The 18,067-nt window shown below is 44.3% G+C and carries 14 protein-coding genes; 7 read left to right on the top strand and 7 right to left on the bottom strand.

All coding sequences use genetic code 11. The features are described from left to right. The 6 genes from AC1DSE_RS14215 to rlmN form a co-directional block, all read right to left on the bottom strand. Positions 1-1,491 (bottom strand): hypothetical protein (locus AC1DSE_RS14215; RefSeq protein ID WP_477527809.1); only part of this gene is annotated, 1,491 nt, incomplete at its 3' end. A gap of 233 nt (positions 1,492-1,724) precedes the next feature. Further along, positions 1,725-2,096 (bottom strand): hypothetical protein, encoded by a 372-nt coding sequence (locus tag AC1DSE_RS14220; RefSeq protein ID WP_477509532.1) that lies wholly within the window; start codon positions 2,094-2,096, stop codon positions 1,725-1,727. Positions 2,097-2,148: 52 nt separating this feature from the next. After that, entirely contained in the window at positions 2,149-3,345 is a 1,197-nt protein-coding gene (locus AC1DSE_RS14225; RefSeq protein WP_441878364.1) for a ParM/StbA family protein, read from the bottom strand. A 281-nt stretch (positions 3,346-3,626) separates the two neighbouring features. After that, a complete protein-coding gene (greA, locus tag AC1DSE_RS14230) occupies positions 3,627-4,103 on the bottom strand; it encodes a transcription elongation factor GreA (protein ID WP_076266440.1) in 477 nt (158 codons plus the stop codon). A 97-nt stretch (positions 4,104-4,200) separates the two neighbouring features. Then, entirely contained in the window at positions 4,201-5,037 is an 837-nt protein-coding gene (locus AC1DSE_RS14235; protein WP_441878362.1) for a YitT family protein, read from the bottom strand. A gap of 183 nt (positions 5,038-5,220) precedes the next feature. Continuing rightward, on the bottom strand, positions 5,221-6,324 hold the full coding sequence (rlmN, locus tag AC1DSE_RS14240) for a dual-specificity RNA methyltransferase RlmN (protein WP_441878360.1): 1,104 nt from the start codon (positions 6,322-6,324) through the stop codon (positions 5,221-5,223). Positions 6,325-6,542: 218 nt separating this feature from the next. On the opposite strand from rlmN, the gene AC1DSE_RS14245 reads away from it, so the two are divergent. The 7 genes from AC1DSE_RS14245 (at position 6,543) to AC1DSE_RS14275 (ending at position 13,949) form a co-directional block, all read left to right on the top strand. After that, on the top strand, positions 6,543-7,286 hold the full coding sequence (locus AC1DSE_RS14245; RefSeq protein WP_477509533.1) for a DUF4184 family protein: 744 nt from the start codon (positions 6,543-6,545) through the stop codon (positions 7,284-7,286). 167 nt (positions 7,287-7,453) lie between these two features. After that, on the top strand, positions 7,454-8,440 hold the full coding sequence (locus AC1DSE_RS14250) for an SDR family NAD(P)-dependent oxidoreductase (RefSeq protein ID WP_477509534.1): 987 nt from the start codon (positions 7,454-7,456) through the stop codon (positions 8,438-8,440). Beyond that, positions 8,437-9,534: an undecaprenyldiphospho-muramoylpentapeptide beta-N-acetylglucosaminyltransferase gene (locus AC1DSE_RS14255; protein WP_477509535.1), complete on the top strand. Its 1,098-nt coding sequence runs from the start codon at positions 8,437-8,439 to the stop codon at positions 9,532-9,534. Before AC1DSE_RS14250 ends, AC1DSE_RS14255 begins: the two co-directional genes overlap by 4 nt. Before the next feature lie 199 nt (positions 9,535-9,733). Then, on the top strand, positions 9,734-10,381 hold the full coding sequence (locus AC1DSE_RS14260; protein ID WP_339205626.1) for a response regulator transcription factor: 648 nt from the start codon (positions 9,734-9,736) through the stop codon (positions 10,379-10,381). After that, positions 10,374-11,765: a sensor histidine kinase gene (locus tag AC1DSE_RS14265; protein ID WP_477509536.1), complete on the top strand. Its 1,392-nt coding sequence runs from the start codon at positions 10,374-10,376 to the stop codon at positions 11,763-11,765. Before AC1DSE_RS14260 ends, AC1DSE_RS14265 begins: the two co-directional genes overlap by 8 nt. 123 nt (positions 11,766-11,888) lie before the next feature. Beyond that, positions 11,889-12,761, top strand: a complete 873-nt coding sequence (locus AC1DSE_RS14270; RefSeq protein ID WP_477509537.1) for a metallophosphoesterase — start codon at positions 11,889-11,891, stop codon at positions 12,759-12,761. 87 nt (positions 12,762-12,848) lie between these two features. Beyond that, the gene (locus AC1DSE_RS14275) at positions 12,849-13,949 is read left to right on the top strand and encodes a PRK06851 family protein (RefSeq protein ID WP_441878348.1); all 1,101 of its coding nucleotides are present in this window, start codon (positions 12,849-12,851) and stop codon (positions 13,947-13,949) included. An 84-nt stretch (positions 13,950-14,033) separates the two neighbouring features. Here the strand turns inward: AC1DSE_RS14275 and AC1DSE_RS14280 are convergent, their stop codons facing one another. After that, positions 14,034-18,011: an S-layer homology domain-containing protein gene (locus tag AC1DSE_RS14280; protein ID WP_477509538.1), complete on the bottom strand. Its 3,978-nt coding sequence runs from the start codon at positions 18,009-18,011 to the stop codon at positions 14,034-14,036. Positions 18,012-18,067 lie beyond the last annotated feature (56 nt).

Below are 18,067 nucleotides of genomic sequence, written 5' to 3' on the forward strand. Positions count from 1 at the left end.
GCCTATGACGAAGAGCCCTTTGTTTAGCGTAGGAGCCTCTACTGTTTTTTTAATGGCTTTGCCGGCTATATCATCCGCCGTAACCTGCTCCTTCGTTTTCTCAGCAAGTGCCGTAAGCTGCGCAGCATCCGGCTTCGAGCCTGGCACCTTTTTATCGCCTTTCGTAATGCTTCGAACAGCGTTCACCGCTTCGGTTTGTTTGCTCTTCAGCAGTTCAATCGCTTTCTTCTCAGCACCAACTAAAGCAGCTTCATTTACTTTTACACCCGTAGCGTTTGTACGTGCTACGCCATATGCTGAGGTTTGTGCTGCTTCTTTCAGCAGCTTCTTAATATCCCCTTCAGGCAGCACTCTTTTCGTGATATTGACTGCCTCAGTGGTCATAGCTGCATCGACAGAGCCCTTGGAGGTTGCATGTGCTTCCTTCTTTGCCATCATGCCGGTAAACTTCTTATCGAGCTGCGTTTTGCCCGATGTTAGTGCATTCGTGTCCAATTGATTGTCAATATCCGTTCTCGACTGCTCTCGCGCAGCATCTTTCATCTTCTGACGAAAAGCATTAAGTTCTTTGGATCTTCGCCAAGCGCCTCGTCCTACGCCGAGCTTCATAACGACAGCTTCCTTGATGGGTTCATACAGCTTATTTGTATAAACCGTATTAATAACAGCTGGCTGAACAAGCGTACTATCCATTTGATGCCGATTTTCCACTTCTGCCTTACCCAAATCGCCAACGTCTACACTGCTATCGAGAAATGCTGCACTTTGCTTAACCTTGTCCACAGCATCTTTTTTAATCTGTGCAAGAGATACATTAGACAACCGTTCAGCCTCAGCAGTTGCCTCCCTCGTCGCCTGTGCGTTCGCAGCTAACACTTGTTTAGCTAAAGGAACCTCAGGCCTTGCCTCCGTCTTGTTATAGCCTTCAATGAACTTATTCGCCAGCAGGCTCTTTTGGCTCGATGGAAGCTTGCTCACGACAGTATCGCTCGCATATTTCTTTAACGTATCGGATACGATGCCTTTTGCAGCTACATGTTCTGCAGCATAAAGCTTTTCATCTGCCTTCTCATGGGCCTCTGCTACACCGTTCTGATCGATATTCGCTTCTACCGCCGTCTTGGCTTTAGCCTGCAGACTGGCTCTTAGCGATGCTGTTTGTTTATCACTATTTAAGAACGTATGTATATGCTGACTCGTTTGCTGAATAAGCCCATCAAAGAGCTGCTGTGGTTTGACAGTGACCTGCGCATCACGATCTGCTTTGAGCTCATCCTTTCGCACATCTTTAGGTGACTTCTGRGGGGCAGTCGCAGCTCCGCCTACTTGTGCACTCGTAGACTGATTGCCTGCCGTCTGCTGCAATTGCAGGAGCTGCCTAGGATTCACAGCCGGTGATTGCTGCGGCTGCGCTGGTGCAGTGCTTTGCGCTGGAGGAGCTGGTTTTGGTTTAGCTACGGTTGGATTCGAGCTTCGTGAGAAAAAAGGCATGGACGGCCCACCTCTATATAGTCTTATATACTAAACGGATATGATGAAAATAAATGGAACATATTACTATTATACACTAGGGTTACTAGACTTAAAGAACTGTTTTACGTAAAAAAACACCACAAGGAATGATTAAACATCCCTTAGTGGTGTTTTGTATTATTCGGTAATACTTTGTATTACTTAGTTATATATAACATGGCTAAGTAATTCTCTGCATTACCATTTTTTCATTAGCTCCATGCTTCAATATCATCATCATCAATTTCTTCCTCTACAACCGGAGAAGCTTTTGGGTCAGGAATGGGAGCAGTGACAGCAGCGCTAACTTCAGCGATCGCTGCTGACAATTGTTCCTCCCCTGTTAATGGAGCACTGATTTCGCTGCCTTGCTGCAAGGCCGATGAGCCTTGCAATCGACTTCTCTCCATCGGAACAAAAGCTTGTAAATTCCGAACGCCGTTTACGGCGATCTCATTTTCAACCAAATAACGAAGAGAATCCATAAGGTTCGATTGTGAATTCAACCAAAGCATAATTAAGGGGTCCTCTGATTTCTTGGTTTTCAAGCTTATATTTTCACCGGGCAGTTTTGTTTTCTTCATACCTCTCACCTACCAGAATCCGTTAGATTATACCTCAGCCTAATGATCAAGCTTATGCAGGCTGAACCGCTTTATTTTTTAATGCCTCATAGATTTTGCCGCGCACAAATGCATCAAGACCCATTGCATTCAGCTGCACTGCGTACTCAGCAGGAATATACAGCAGCTGCATTTCTCTTTCCGTGCACAGCTCTTTCAGCTGTCCATAGAGTACTGAGCGCATAAGAATGCTTCCGCCGCCGTAAACGCAAATCAGATCAATTTCATTGCGTGCTTTGGTCAGCTGTTTTTTGACATGCTGCACGATTTGTCTAACCTGGCTCTCAAGCGGTCTTCTTAATGTCTTAAGCGCACGTGCATGGTATTTATGATTAGGATTTTTGATAACATCGCTGAAAAATTGACGCGGGCTGTCCGCCAAATGAATGAGTCGGTTAAACTCCTGCAGCGCTTCTTCAATCGCATAACCGGCGCCATGATGGCTGCCATGCACGAATTGACGCAGAAACTTATTGCCCTCCGTAATCGGATATTCGGTAGAGCCGTCTCCGATATCCACATGAAGAATGCGTTTGTCTTTGAAATAACTGCCGTTGAATTTCTTATCTACTTCATAAGACTCAAGGAAATCTCCAAAGATTTCGCCCTCTCTCCAGCCGCCCGCTGTATCCTTCTGCAGCGTGAAAATAACCGGAGTGGCTTCTGGAACGACCTTCGCAAACGGGAACACGATTTTTACAGCTACGCGCTGCATGCCCAAATGAACCGTCACATGGTGCAAGCCAGACGTAAATCGTTTCTCAAACTTAGCAGAGGTCTCATCCGTGTGCTGCGTAACCGGAAGCGCCGTTGCCATATCTACTTCCACATCGATTTGTGCAGGTATTTTTTTCTCTTCCTCGTACGCCTTCTGAACAGCCATCGCCGCAATTTGGGCAAGCGTATTGATAACCGGCAAATCCATATCGCTCTTCAGATCGATTCCGATTTGCAGATTGTCCAACACTTCTCCGCTCTCTAGAGCGAACTTCCCGACATAGTACATCCCTGGTCTTGCAGATGGCGAATCGATGGTTACAACCAGCTGATCCTGCAAATTCTTAATAAAGCTCTCTGGTGTTTGCTCTTCGCTCCATGGAAGCTCGTCCACCGTACAATTTACATTAGGCTGCTGAACCAGCTTGCCGTCAATGATAAGATCATGCTCACTGTTTCCGTTATCGTTGCCTACAAAGAAATGATAGTTCATAATGGCTTTCCTCCTAGAAAAGGTTTTTGGAAACTTGTACAGCTTCCAAAGATTATGTTTTTTTGTTGCAACTGTCATGGTAATACTTTGCCATACAAAGTATTAGTTTACATCAAGCTATAGTCCCAATGCCCGTTAATCTTTTCTCATCTGTTTCTGTCGCAATATGTTTGTATCGATCGGTTCTTTAACGATGCTGTCGTTTCTGCCCTTTTTCGTCAAAAAAAGCTAACCCGCTTCAGGCGGATTAGCTGTGATGAAATGATCTATAGGATAATGAATTATGCTCTGATTTCGAGAAGCTCGTATTTAATAACGCCCATAGGAGCACTTACGTTAATGATGCTGCCTACCGTCTGACCAAGCAGTTCTTTGCCTAGTGGACTTTCGTAGGAAATTTTGTTCTCCGCAACATCTGCTTCCTCAGTACCTACGATTTTGTACTCGATCTTCTCAGAAAATTCGATATCGTTTAAAATGACGGTTAAACCAATGCTTACTTTTGATAGGTCTAAGGTCTTCGCTTCGATCACGCGAGCCTTCTTCAGCATTTTATCTAAAATAAGAATTCTCGTTTCCATGAAGGACTGATCATTTTTGGCTGAGTGATATTCGCTGTTTTCCTTTAAGTCGCCATAACTGATCGCGAGTTTAATCCGCGCAGCCAATTCCTTGCGCTTCACATATTTTAGATCATCCAGCTCAGCTTGCAGCTGCTCTAAGCCTTCTTGCGTCAAAATTACTTCGTCTTTCGACATCTAAACAACTCCTATCTGCTATCTTGTTTTAATTTTACTCTATATCCCGAAAATAAGCGAAATTCCACGACCTTCTTTTTTATACCAATCGCTGTAATCATTTTGAAATATCAATAAATCCTTCGCCAAATACGTCCCGCACATCATGAATCGTAATAAACGCATTTTTGTCGCATGCCTTCACAATTTTTTTCAACTGGCTCAGTTCCTGCTTGCTAATGACAATATATAAAATTTCCTGCGGTGTTTTCGTATAGTGCCCGCGGCCATAAATAACAGTAACTCCTCTATCCATCACCACATTAACCTGCTCAGCAATTTTGCCTTGCTCCTTGGATATAATGGTGACCGCTTTTTTCGGATTAACCCCTTCAATGATGAAGTCCATCACCTTGGTACCGATGTATAACATGACAATAGTAAGCATCAGCGCCTCGGCACCGATAATGAAATAAGAGGAGAACGCGACGATTAAGTCAAAAAACAACAAGGCATAGCTAATGTTCCAGTCCAAATACTTATTCGCAATACGTGCCAAAATCGTTGTTCCTGCAGTCGTGCCTCCAACGCGGATAATGAGCCCAATTCCCGCTCCGCCAAACAAGCCGCCAAACAACGCATTTACGATTAATTCATCGGATTGAATACTCCAGTTTGCTGTTAAATGGAGAAATAAAGAATGGAAAAGCACCGCTGCGATCGTATAAATTACCGTCTGTCGATCCAGAAAACGGTAGCCTACAATGAGCAAGAAGGAGTTGAAAATTAAGCTCATTAACCATGGTGCCCATCCGAAAACATAATATAAAATAATTGTTATCCCGGTAACCCCGCCTTCGCCAAACTCGTTCGGAATAACAAATAAGTTGATTGCTAATGCAAAAATAAGTGCGCCAACCATAATTGTAATGACATCCATTATTCTCTTCTTCATATGCATACACCCTTCTTATCTAAAAATATATGATCGTAGTATGTCCATCTTATCCGAAATTGTAAATATTCAGAAAAAATGGCTGGATAAACAAATAAAAAGAACACCTCTTTTAGAAGGTGTTCTCATATTATTCACATGATTATCTTTTAAAAGCAGCAGCTGCAAAGGTATGATACGCTTCTAGAGGGACGCTGCTGCTGCGCTTTCTTGTCCCAATTTCTGCTCTTTGGATTTTTTGATCTGTTTGCTCCGCAGCTGTCCGCAAGCGGCATCAATATCCGTACCATGCTCAAGGCGAACGCTGCAGCTGATACCCTGTTTCTTAAGCGTATCATAGAAAGCTCGCACCGTTTCGCGATCCGTTCGTTGGTATTGACTATGCTCATCCACCGGATTGTAGGGAATGAGGTTTACATTAGCGAGGTTACCTCTATGACCAATAAGCTGTGCAAGCTCTATTGCATGCTCTCTTTGGTCATTAACGTCCTTCAGCAATATATATTCAAGCGTAATTCTCCGATTCGTTTTCTCCAAATAATAATCGATGGATTGCATCAATTTCTCAATGGGAATCGCACGGTTTATTTTCATAATTCGCGTTCGAAGCTCATCATTCGGTGCATGCAAGGAAACGGCAAGGTTTACCTGTAGATCCGAATCGGCGAACTCCACGATTTTGTTCGCTAAGCCGCTCGTTGATACGGTAATATGTCTAGCGGCGATCGCAAGCCCCTTCTGGCTCTTGATCACACCGATAAAGTCTGTCAGGTTCTCAAAATTATCGAATGGCTCGCCGATGCCCATGACAACGACGTGACTGACATGCTCGACCTTCTGCGCCTGATCCAAATGAAGCTGTACCTTCATAATCTGCTCCACGATCTCTCCGCCCGTTAAATCACGGCTCTTTGCAAGCAGACCGCTCGCACAGAAGCTGCAGCCAATATTACAGCCCACTTGTGTCGTCACACAAACCGATAAGCCGAATTTATGTCTCATCAATACCGTCTCTATTAAATTGCCATCATGCAGCTTGAACAAAAATTTATTCGTTCCGTCCGCTGATTCCTGCCTCGTATGCTCGGTAAGCGTTTGAATGACAAAATGCTCGGAAAGCAGCTGAATGATCTCTTGCTTCACATCCGTCATATCCTCAAAAGCCGTTACACGCTTCCGATAAAGCCAATCCCATACCTGTGATGCCCGAAACTTTGTATACTCTCGTTCTTTCAGCCATTCTGTCAGCTGATCAAACGTTAATCCATATATAGATACTTTAGTCATAACTAATCCTCTTTTCAAAACTGCTAAAAAGCAGCCCTATTCTAGCTAGTAGGCCGAAACAAACAATCTGCTTATTATTGTCCCAAAATTACCTCATTAAAACAAGGGGGGAAAGCGCCCAATTATTATGTTAATGCCCCTCCCTTGGCCTATATGTTACATTTCTTTTAAAAGTACCGTCTTCCTATTTTAAAATAGACCCATTAGGAGGTGCCGAATTGCCGTTCACCTTTGCTCATCCGCTATATATTGCACCTTTAAAAGCGGCAAAGCCTGCTTATTTTAGCTTAACTGGTCTTATTCTCGGGAGTATGTCTCCTGACTTTGAATATTTTATTGCGCTTGAGCCCTATCAGACGATCGGACATTCCTTTGGCGGGTTGATCTATCAAGCGATACCGCTGAGCATTATGCTCGCTTATTTGTTTCATTATGTTGTAAAAGTTCCCTTAGCCAAGAACCTGCCTGCGCTTGGGAATTTGGATCGTAAAGCCTACAGCCTCGCCCATGGATGGAAATTTAACACGGTGCAGAGCTGGCTGGTGTTTCTCGTTTCCGTCATCATTGGTTTCTATTCACATCTTTTAATCGATGCTTGCACGCACTATTCAGGTATGTTCGTTACTACATTTCCTGTTCTTCGTGAATCAATTGCCGGGATACCGCTATACAAATGGTTTCAGCGAACGCTATCCATCGTCGGTCTAGTTATAGAGGCAATGCTGTTATACCGCTTTATAAATAAAGCTAAATTGGAATCTGCTTATACAGGCGCTGCCACAAAACTCAAAATGGTATATTGGGCAATTGTTTTATTTTGTACATTGCTGACTTTAACATTAAAGCTAATCTTCACATCCAGCTCCAACTATATCGGGATAGCTGTTGTAGCTCCAATTTCAGGGTTTATGCTCGGCATTCTCCTGGCAAGCATCGTTCATCGTCTGTATAGGAGAAAATGAGTCTATCCCAATTTAGCATAAGCTCTCCTGATGAGGGCTTATTTTATTTGTAAATAGAACCGCTATCGCATGACCTCATGCCGTAAATGATTTTTGCCATATTGGTGTAACATTCAAACTTTATGCTTGTTCTTATTCATCGTTCAGATAAACGGGAGGAACAAGTTTTGAAAAATAAAACGATCGTCGTTACCGGAGGAACAGGGTCTTGGGGGCGGGAGCTCGTAAAGCGGCTGTTAGAGAGAGAACCTAAGGAAATCCGTATTTTTTCCCGAAACGAAGCGCTTCAAGTCGAAATGATGCACGAATTTCATCATCATCCCAAGTTAACCTTCATTATTGGAGATATACGCGATAAATATGAACTCATGCAGGCCTGCCAACAGGCGGATTTTATTTATCACTTAGCTGCCTTAAAGCATGTGCCAATCTGTGAGCAGCAGCCGGACAGTGCCATGAAAACGAATGTAATTGGCACGCAAAATGTCATTCAAGCCGCGATCAAAAACGGCGTGGAGAAGGTCATTTACGTATCAACCGATAAGGCCTCCCATCCATCGAGCACCTACGGCATGACCAAAGCCATCGGCGAGAAGCTCATCGTCCATGCTAATTTAAGAGAGGGCAAGACCAAATTTGTATGTGTGCGCAGCGGCAACGTGCTCGGATCGACAGGCAGCGTGGTGCCTATTTTTAAACAGCAAATTGAACAGGGATTGCAGATCAACCTAACCGATAAAAGAATGACTCGTTTCTTCTTAGCGTTGGAAGAGGCCGTATCGCTGCTGCTCAAAGCAACGGATGAAAGCAGCGGTGGTGAGGTTTACGTCATGAGAATGCAAGGCTGCCGCATACAGGACCTCGCTGAGGTATTAATTGAGGAGCTGGCGGCATCCGACATTCCAATCCGTGAGACAGGCGCTCGCCTTGGTGAGCGTATGTGTGAATCATTGATTTCCGAACTCGAAAGCATGAGCTCCATTCATTTGGATGAGGACTATTATGTCATTTTGCCTCCATTCCCAATTGATGGACTACATGAAACTTACGCCGGTCGTACACCCGTGCAATTCGATCATTACCATTCGGATCATGTACTGATGAGCAAACCTGAAATAAAAGAAATGCTGCAAAATGGCGGGTTTTTGTCATGAGAAAAACAATCGTATTGACTGGAGGAGGCACTGCGGGTCATGTATCAGGCAATCTTGTACTCATCCCGCTGTGTTTGGAACAAAATTGGGATGTTCATTATATTGGGTCAGAGCAAGGTATCGAGAGAAAGCTAGTTTCTGACTACAAAGAGGTGACGTACCACCCGATTTCTACCGGCAAGCTGAGGCGTTATTGGGCTTGGGAAAATGTAATCGATGGTTTCCGGGTCGTTCGCGGCATTTTCCAAGCTTACCGGCTCATCAAAAAACGAAAGCCTCATGTTGTTTTTTCAAAAGGTGGATTCGTGGCAGTTCCCGTTGTACTCGCAGCGAGGCTTAACAAGGTGCCAGTCGTTATTTATGAACCCGATCTGAATATGGGGCTGGCTAATAAAATTTCCTATCCGTTTGCATCAACGATGTGTACGGCCTTCCGGGAGACGGGAGCAAATTATCGCGATTCAAAAGCCGTATATACAGGGCCTATTTTGAAGCAACATTTAAAGTCGGACAACGTTCAGCGTGCGCTCCATGCTTGCGGCTTTACTTCCGAGAAGCCCGTTCTTCTTATTATGGGCGGCAGCCTAGGGGCAGACAGCATTAACCAAATGGTGAAAACAACAAGGCATGAGCTGCTTGCCACCTTTCAAATCGTTCATATTTGCGGCAAAGGCAAGGTTGATCATACCCTCTCGATGGCTGGCTATAGAGCATTTGAATTTGTCAGCAAGGAACTTGCGGATTTACTCGCGATGGCGGATGTTGTCGTTTCCCGTGCGGGCTCAAACACGATTATGGAGCTGCTTGCGCTGCAGAAGCCAATGCTGCTTATTCCGCATACGAGAGGTGGAAGCCGCACGGGGCAGTTTATGAATGCACAATATTTTGAGCAGGCCGGCTTTGCCAAGCTGCTGCTTCAAGAGCAAATGACCGCTCAAAGCTTTGTTAAGGCGGTTATGCAGCTGTATGAGCACCGATTCGTATACGCCGAGCATATGAGCAGTTTTGAAAATGGTGAAGGTGCATCTAAAATCATGGAGCTGATTAAAGTGGCCGGAAACCGAGAAGAGCTGATCAACGAGACAGGTTTATAATAAGATGAAAATAGCTGCTTGTTTGGTTGTCTTATTTTTTCTCATAGTCGTGGTCGTATTTAGTTATGGTTTTCTTACAGCCGCTTGACCTGACGCTCCGCTGGTATGAAACAAAAACAAGATGTACAGCTTATTCTAATAACAGGTATCATATTCCTTACGTATTCTATCTCTCTACATTGCTGGGAAGGAGCCTTTAATGAATATATTAATTGCCGATGATGAGCCCTTTATGCTCAAGATTTTAAAAGCGTATTTTGAGAAAGAAGCCTTTCATACCTTCCTAGCACAGGATGGCGAAGAAGCGCTGAACATTTTCTATTCAAACAACATCCATTTAGCAGTATTAGATTGGATGATGCCTAAAGTAAATGGTATTGAGGTATGCAAAGAAATCAAAAAACAAAGCAAAACGAAGGTATTGATGCTGACGGCAAAAGGGGAAGATGAGGATGAACTCATCGCCCTTCAATCTGGAGCAGATGAGTATGTCAGCAAGCCGTTTGACCCGCGTATATTGATTTTGCGAGTAAAGAAGCTGCTTCATATGGACAATCAAATTGCGATCGGAAATATAAAAGTAGATATCGATAGCCAAAAAATTTTTAGAGATGAGACCGACCTGCAGGCTACGAATAAAGAGTTTCACTTAATGAAGTATCTCATTGAAAACAGAGGGATCATCGTTTCACGGAAAGCTCTGCTCGATCGTATTTGGGGGTTCGATTATTTTGGCGAAGAACGAACTGTCGATACACATATCCGCAGGCTTAGAGCAAAGATCGGCGATCATTTGATCAGAACACATAGAGGGATGGGCTACAGCCTGGAAGAACCGCATGAATAAGCTAAACAAAAAGTTGATTGGGCGCATTTTATTCGTGTTCTGTATCGTCGTTATTTTCTCAATTGTGATGAATTCGTTTTTCTTGCCCAAATATCTTTTGTACAAAAAAAAGCATGCCCTTGCAGCTATAACTGAGCAGCTTGATGCCATGGATACAAAGCAGTTATTGCGCAATATGGAGGCTCTTGAGAACAAATACGATGTTACCATTGTAAACACACCAGTCACAGCAAATTTGAATGCGCTAAATGAAACAATTATAGGTCTTTTAAATAAAAAAGGCATTACGCTTAGCAAGTTTTGGATCACGAATGAAAGCCTTGAGAAGCTTAACGAATATCAAATGGTCAGAAAAATTTACAATCAAGAGAAGCTGAAATCCAGCTTTCTCGTTACCTTTATGAAAAAAGATGAGATCGTTTTTGTAGTCGGTGAATCGATATCCCACTCGGCAGAAACATTAACCATCGTTAATCAATTTACCCTCTATACTTATGCAGGCGAGCTGCTGCTGCTGATCATCCTGTCAGCACTTTTTACAAGAAGCATCGTTCGACCGCTTGCCAAAATACAAGATGCAGCTGAAGGCATTTCAAGCTTATCGTTTACCAAGGTTCATATTCGTACGGGCGATGAAATTGAAGCCTTAGCAGAGAGCATCAATCAAATGAGTGATAAATTAGAGCATGCCCATCATGAGCTGGAAGCGAGAAATGAGAACTTGCGGCAGTTTATTGCCAACATTTCGCATGAACTGAAGACCCCGCTATCCTTAATAAAGGCTTATTCTTCAGGAATAAAGGACGGGATGGACGACGGTACCTATATTGATGTTATCCAGCAGCAAACCGATGACATTGCGATGATGGTGGGCAAGCTGCTTGAGCTCTCCAAGCTGCAAACCGACCTTTATCGGATGAACACCTTTGATTTCAAACAGCTGCTCCATCGAAACTTGCAAAAATATCGTTTTTCCATTCAACAGGAAGCTATTCAGCTATCTGTAGATGACAGCTTGCTAAACCAGCACCATATATTCGCTGATGAGCAGAAGATAGAGATGGTTTTGAACAATTTCATTTCCAATGCAATGAAATATTCAACCAATCAACAAATTCGTATTACTGCTCGGAATAAAGATGATTTTTTACTTTTCTCGATCACGAATGGGATTGAAAATGATGAGCAGCGACAATGGGATTTGATATGGGAACCCTTTTACGTAATGGAGAGCTCCCGCAACAAACAGCTTAGCGGAACGGGCTTAGGCTTATCGATTGCGAGAACGATTTTGCAGAAGCATGAAGCACCGTTTGGCTTTCATATTGAAAACGAAGAAATTACATTTTATTTCTCGTTGCCTATAGATACGAGTAAGAATTAAAGGCGCTGCGACAATCCTATTGCGGTGCCTTATTTTTTTGTCACATTGGCGTAACAAAAAAGGACTATGATTGCACTTACAGATCATCATTGGAAGACATCAACAAGGAAAAATGGAGGCATTATGCAATCAACTTCAGCACCTATGAGTAGACGGACGTTTTTGAAGAAGAGCTTGCATGTAACTTTGGGGCTTATGGGAACCGCTGGTTTATCCGGCGTATATTCGCACCTAGTTGAGCCGTATTGGATTGAGGTTAAACAGGTGAAGGTTGCCATCCCAAAGCTGCCTGCCTCCTTCAACTCCTTTCGCATCGTTCATTTCAGTGACCTGCATCTCGGCTTTCATTCTAAACCTGAACTGCTGACTGAGCTTGCAGAGCAAGTTAGGCAGGCAAAACCAGACCTTATTTGCTTTACAGGAGATTTGCTCGATCAATCCACCGCCTATATGCCGGAAGCCGTAGCCTTCCTCTCGAAGCTCTCGAAGCTGCAAGCGCCATTTGGGCAATATGCCGTTCTAGGCAATCACGATGCCTTCGGCAATCGAAGAGCGGTTACGAAGGGGCTATCTAAAGCTGGATTCCATGTGCTCGATAACCAGCATGTCCCGTTAACAAAGGGCTCAGCGCAGCTCTATATTGCCGGGGTCGATGATCCGATGGTTGGACACCCAAATATCGATCAGGCTTTGCAAGGCATTCCAGACGGTTCCAGTACCATTCTGCTCGCGCATGAGCCGGATTTTGCTGATGAGTACGCCCGCTATCCGGTCGACCTGCAATTGTCAGGCCATAGCCATGGCGGACAAGTACGTATTCCTTTAGTCGGGGCACTGTATACACCTCCCTACGGGAGCAAGTATACTGCCGGTTTGTATCAGGTACCGAGCAGCAAATTGCAAGTGTATACCACTCGCGGGATAGGAATGACACGGATTCCCGTTCGTTTTCATTGCCGGCCAGAGCTTACCGTTCTTACGTTAAAGGCACAATAAAGGAAATTGGATACTAGCACCAATTCAACATGGAAATAATACGATGGAGTATGCAGCATGACATTAGCCTAGGAAGGTGTGACGGTTATGACTGGAATCATCAAAAACTTCTATGTGAACGGAAACACAGCTCGCGGCTTGACCAGCCTGTTCGACTCGTCTTTGCAAGATTTGGAGCGTTTATTTATTTTGAAAGAAGGACCTGCTTTAGAACGATCAAACCTCATTCGTTCTATAGCTGACGACATCGCGCAGAGTGGCTATGACATTTGGCTGCTGCACTCCCCCTTCGACAATGGTTCGCTAGATGGACTCATCGTTCCCGCACTCCGTCTCGGTCTTGTCGATGGAACACCGCCGCGCTTTATTGATCCCGCTTTGCTAGGAGCATCCGTTCAATACATTCATCTCGGCGAGGCCGCAGATGCAGCAGAGCTGCAAACGCTAAAGCCAGAGATCGAGATTTTAAGTACACAAATTACGCAGGCGTACGATCAAGCTTATGCTGGCTTTGCTGAGGCGCTTCGTATTCATGACGACTGGGAGAGCGTCTATATTCAGAACATGAATTTCCAAGCAGCCGATGAGCTGACAGCTTTGTACATCGATACATTCTATGGCGATAACAGGCTGGAGAAAACAAGTCGTGTTGATCACCGTTTTTTGGGCGCTGCTACAGCTAAGGGCTCATTCGATTTTGTCCCGAATCTGACGGATGGTCTAAAACGATATTTCGTTAAAGGCAGAGCTGGTTCAGGCAAATCCACCATGCTCAAAAAAATAGCTGCAGCCGGGGTCGATCGCGGACTGGATGTTGAGATTTATCATTGCGGCTTCGATCCGAACAGCTTAGATATGGTCATCGTTCGTGAGCTTGGCTTCGCAATTTTCGACAGTACAGCGCCACACGAGTACTTTCCCGATCGTGCAGGCGATGAAATGATCGATATGTATGCCAGCTGCATTACACCTGGAACAGATGAAGCACATTCAGCTATCATTACCGAAATAAAAAACCGTTACGCTGCGCAGATCAAAACATCGGTTCAGCAGCTATCTCAAGCAAAGACATTGCAAGATGAACGGGAGCAATTGTATACGCAAGCTGTTGATTACGAACAACTTGAACAAATCAAAAATGAAGCGAAGCAAGCAATCGGCAATATTTTGGCCACTGCCGCTCGTTAACATACATGTATTTTTCATAATAAAAAGCCTGCAAAGCTCCACCAATTGGTGAAGCCTGCAGGCTTTTCTGAATAAAAGTTATGATTATTTCGTTTTGTTAAGCAAACCAATAATGAGTGCTACTGCTTCTGCTCTAGTGGCAATCTGCTGAGGAGCGAAACGGTTCTGGCCAACGCCGCTAACAAGTCCCGCCTCCACTGCGGTTGCAACGTATGGAACTGCCCATGCTGGAACAGATTTGGAATCCGCAAAGGAAAGCTTAGCATTTGGATTTACTTTTATTCCACTTGCACGAACAATCATAGCGACCATATCTGCACGAGACAGCTCCTTCTCAGGACCAAATGTGCCATCAGCATAACCGCTAATGATACCTGATTCAACAGCCTGCGTGACAAACGATTGTGCCCATGCAGGTATTTTATCAGAGTCCTTGAAGCTTAAAGCTTTGCCTGAGTCAGAGAGATCCAGCGCACGAGCCAGCATCGTGATAAACTCTGCACGATTAACTGATTTATTCGGGCGGAACTGGCTGTCTTCATAACCCTTAACGAAACCAGCTTTCACAGCTTGATTGATAGCTGATGCTGCCCAGTGGCCTGCAATGTCCTTCAATACAACTTCCGACTCATTTCCGCCGCCAGTTCCTGTACCAGGATTTGTACCTGGGTTAGTTCCCGGATCTTTTCCTGGATTCGTTTCTGGGTTTGTACCCGGACCTGTTCCTGGACCTGGTCCCGGATCTGTTTTTTCTTTCTTCACAATACCGAATTGATCTACGATAAACGGTTTAGCATCGTTCAAGGTTTGGTCAATTTCATATGTTACAGCCGTTAGCTTGTTGCCATCGATCGTGATGCCAACGAAGTTTTGTACTTGACCACGAACTGGACGTGTACTGTCGTTCTTATCTGGGCCGTGTTTAGCCGCATGGTTCTCTTCCGCACGCTCGAACAGATTGTAATAAGCTTCGCCAAGTGCTGGTTTAACATTCTTGTAGTATACCTTCGGACCTGCTGTTGCAGGAATCATGTAGATTGAACCATCCGGATTCACCGTATACTCAATCTTTTCACCGTTCAGTGTTTCAGTAATCTTCTCTGTTGCTGCTGCTGTTCCATCTTTTTTGATCGGTTTTGTACGGGCATAGATATGGTCATGACCTTGTACTACAAAGTCAATTCCGAGCTCTGCCATAATCGGTGCGATTTGGTTTCTTACGCCGTTAGCGCCCATAATATCGCTGTCCGTTGCATGGTTTGAAGTCGTATATGGACCTTTGTGAATGTTGACAATAATCCACTGCGAGCCTGCTGCTTTCGCTGCTTCCACGTCTTTCTTCAACCACTCGACTTGCGCCTCGGAGAAGTTCGCATATTTTGCCGAAGTCTCATTCGAGTTCAGCACAACAAAGTGTGCGTTGCTGTAATCGTACGAGTAGTATGCGCCCGTTACCGTTGCAGAGTTCTCTGCTTGTTTGATATTAAAATGCTCGTAGAATGCATTGTTCTTATCTTCATGGTTACCTGCTGATGGTGCAATGGTTGTGTTAAGCAGGCTTTCTTGTGAATGACCAAGCAGCCAGTTCCACTGCTCTTCTTTTGTGCCTGTGTCTACAATATCACCGTTGTGCACAACGAATTGTGCGCTTGGTACTGTAGCTAGTGCTTTCTCCAGCGTCTCAGCTGAAAGCTTCGCCTCATCTTCTTCTTTGGCTTGTGTATCCGCCAAGTCGATGAATGTGAATGCTCCATTTACTGGTGCGGTTTGGAATGTTCCTACTTCACTCCAAATGTTCAGTGCCGCGTCACCCACACGGAAATTGTACGACGTATTCGCCTTCAAGCCCGTTGCTTCTGCCTTATGAACAAGCTCAGAAGGTGAGTTGGAAGAAACGGTAGAACGCCCTGCAAAATTAATTGCTTTTGTGAAATCTGGCGCTTCGTTCGTTTTCTCTACTACTTGCAGGTCATTGCCTTTAAGAAGTAGTGAAGTGTACCATGCAAAACCTTTGGAGCTTACTGGGTCGCCGTTAAAGGTTACTGTAACCTTGCTTACTTTTTCTTTGCTGTAATCAGGCTTGTCTTCCTTCGTAATACCGAATTGATCAACGATGAATGGCTTACCTGCATTTACTTGCTGGTCAATTTCATAAACAACTGCTGTTAGTTTACCTCCGTCAATGTTAACGCCAACGAAGTTCTGTACCTTTCCACGTGCAGCACTTGTCGTGTCGCCATACTTGCGAGCATGATTTTCGTCAGCTTTGTCGAAGAGATTATAATACGCATCGCCAAGCTGTACTTTCTGGTTTTTGAAGTATACCTTCGCACCAGCTGTAGCTGGAATCATATAAATCGTGCCGTCAGGCTTTACTGCATATTCAATCGTTTGTCCATTTAGAGTTTCTGTAATTTTTTCAACCGCTTCTGCAGTTCCATCCTTTTTAATTGGTTTTGTACGAGCAAAGATATGGTCATGTCCTTGAAGTACAAAATCAATGCCTAGTTCATTCATGAGTGGAGCGATTTTGTTTCTTACGCCGTTAGCGCCCATAATATCGCTGTCCGTCGCATGGTTTGAAGTTGTATATGGACCTTTGTGAATATTAACGATGATCCACTCTGCGCCTGCCGCTTTCGCTGCTGTCGCGTCTTTCTTCAACCATTCTACTTGCTCTACAGAGAAATTCGCATACTCAGTTGAGTTCTCGTTCGAATTCAGCACGATAAAGTGAGCATTGCTGTAATCGTACGAATAATAAGCACCTGTTACTGTTGCTGAATTTTCAGCTTGCTTCACATTAAAATGATCGTAAAACGCATAGTTTTTATTTTCATGGTTACCTGCTGAAGGTACAATCGTTGTATTCAGCAAACTTGGTTGTGAATGTCCAAGCAGCCAATTCCACTCCTGCTCGGTTGTTCCGTTCTCAACTACATCGCCATTATGAACGACGAACTTTGCATCTGGCACAGTTTCCAGCGCCTTAGCAATGGTTGAGCCCGATGTTTGCGCCTCGTCCTCTTCCTTCGCTTGTGTATCCGTTAAATCAATAAAGGAGAACGCTCCGCCTGTTGGTGCGGTTTGGAATGTTCCTGTTTCACTCCACAAATTCAACGATTGATCGCCGACACGGAAGAAATATGTCGTGTTTGCTTTCAAGCCCGTCGCTTCCGCTTTATGAACAAGCTCTGCCAAGGAATTATTAGCAATGGTTGAACGACCCGTAAATGCCGTTGCGTTCGTAAAATCCGCTGCAGCACCAGTTTTTTCTACCACTTGCAAATCACTTTGACTCACTCGACTCGCATCAAACGGCGTGTACCATGTAAATCCTTTCGAACTGACAGGATCACCATTGAAAGTGACCGTCACTTTACTTACTTCTACCTTCGGTGCCTCTTGCAGAGCAATAAGCTTCATATCAAAAAAGAGGTCGGAGCTGCCGTCGCTTTGCTGATGAACCTCAACAGCAAGCTCATTGTTACCGTCTTTTAAGGCAGCCTTTAATGGTGCTGTTAGGTCTACATCTGGATAAACAACGGGATCACTCGCATTCGAAGATGCCGCTGTAGAATACTCAATATCACCTATCGGCATGCCCAGACGGACAACCTCTACTCCATTTACATAAACCACTGCACCATCATCAATGGCAAAGGTAGCTAGCAGCTGTCCATAATGATCCATGCTGTTCTTATCTACATTCAGATTCGTCCGAAAATATGTCGTCCGAGGTTTTTTACTTTTATTCGTTCCATAATCTACGATTGTTTTCAGTGCGCCAAAACCAGCTGCACTAATTATTGCGCCAGAATCCTTATAACCAAGCGGGGCACTGCCTGAGCTCCACGCTGAATCGTCGTAAGTAGACCTCCATACTGTGCCTTGATTTATACCTTTATCGTAATATTTCCAAACCGAATTTCCCGGCAGTAACGTCACCGGCTCAGTCGCAGAAGCAGCAGCGACCGGGGATGGTGCGGCTGCTCCGAGCAAACCAAGCAATAATGCCAAGGATAACAGAATAGATAATACCTTTTTGTTGACGTAGTTCATAATAATCTCCTTTGTAAACAATTTTGACAATCCACATAAACATGACTGCCTCATCA

The sequence above is a fragment of the Paenibacillus sp. 01L418 genome, from assembly GCF_056400045.1.

Coding starts and splice junctions, on each gene's coding strand:
- AC1DSE_RS14275 (WP_441878348.1), top strand. CDS start 12,849: ATGACTGGAATCATCAAAAACTTCTATGTGAACGGAAACACAGCTCGC.
- AC1DSE_RS14225 (WP_441878364.1), bottom strand. CDS start 3,345: ATGAACTATCATTTCTTTGTAGGCAACGATAACGGAAACAGTGAGCAT.
- greA (WP_076266440.1), bottom strand. CDS start 4,103: ATGTCGAAAGACGAAGTAATTTTGACGCAAGAAGGCTTAGAGCAGCTG.
- AC1DSE_RS14270 (WP_477509537.1), top strand. CDS start 11,889: ATGCAATCAACTTCAGCACCTATGAGTAGACGGACGTTTTTGAAGAAG.
- AC1DSE_RS14265 (WP_477509536.1), top strand. CDS start 10,374: ATGAATAAGCTAAACAAAAAGTTGATTGGGCGCATTTTATTCGTGTTC.
- AC1DSE_RS14260 (WP_339205626.1), top strand. CDS start 9,734: ATGAATATATTAATTGCCGATGATGAGCCCTTTATGCTCAAGATTTTA.
- AC1DSE_RS14235 (WP_441878362.1), bottom strand. CDS start 5,037: ATGAAGAAGAGAATAATGGATGTCATTACAATTATGGTTGGCGCACTT.
- AC1DSE_RS14255 (WP_477509535.1), top strand. CDS start 8,437: ATGAGAAAAACAATCGTATTGACTGGAGGAGGCACTGCGGGTCATGTA.
- rlmN (WP_441878360.1), bottom strand. CDS start 6,324: ATGACTAAAGTATCTATATATGGATTAACGTTTGATCAGCTGACAGAA.
- AC1DSE_RS14280 (WP_477509538.1), bottom strand. CDS start 18,011: ATGAACTACGTCAACAAAAAGGTATTATCTATTCTGTTATCCTTGGCA.
- AC1DSE_RS14220 (WP_477509532.1), bottom strand. CDS start 2,096: ATGAAGAAAACAAAACTGCCCGGTGAAAATATAAGCTTGAAAACCAAG.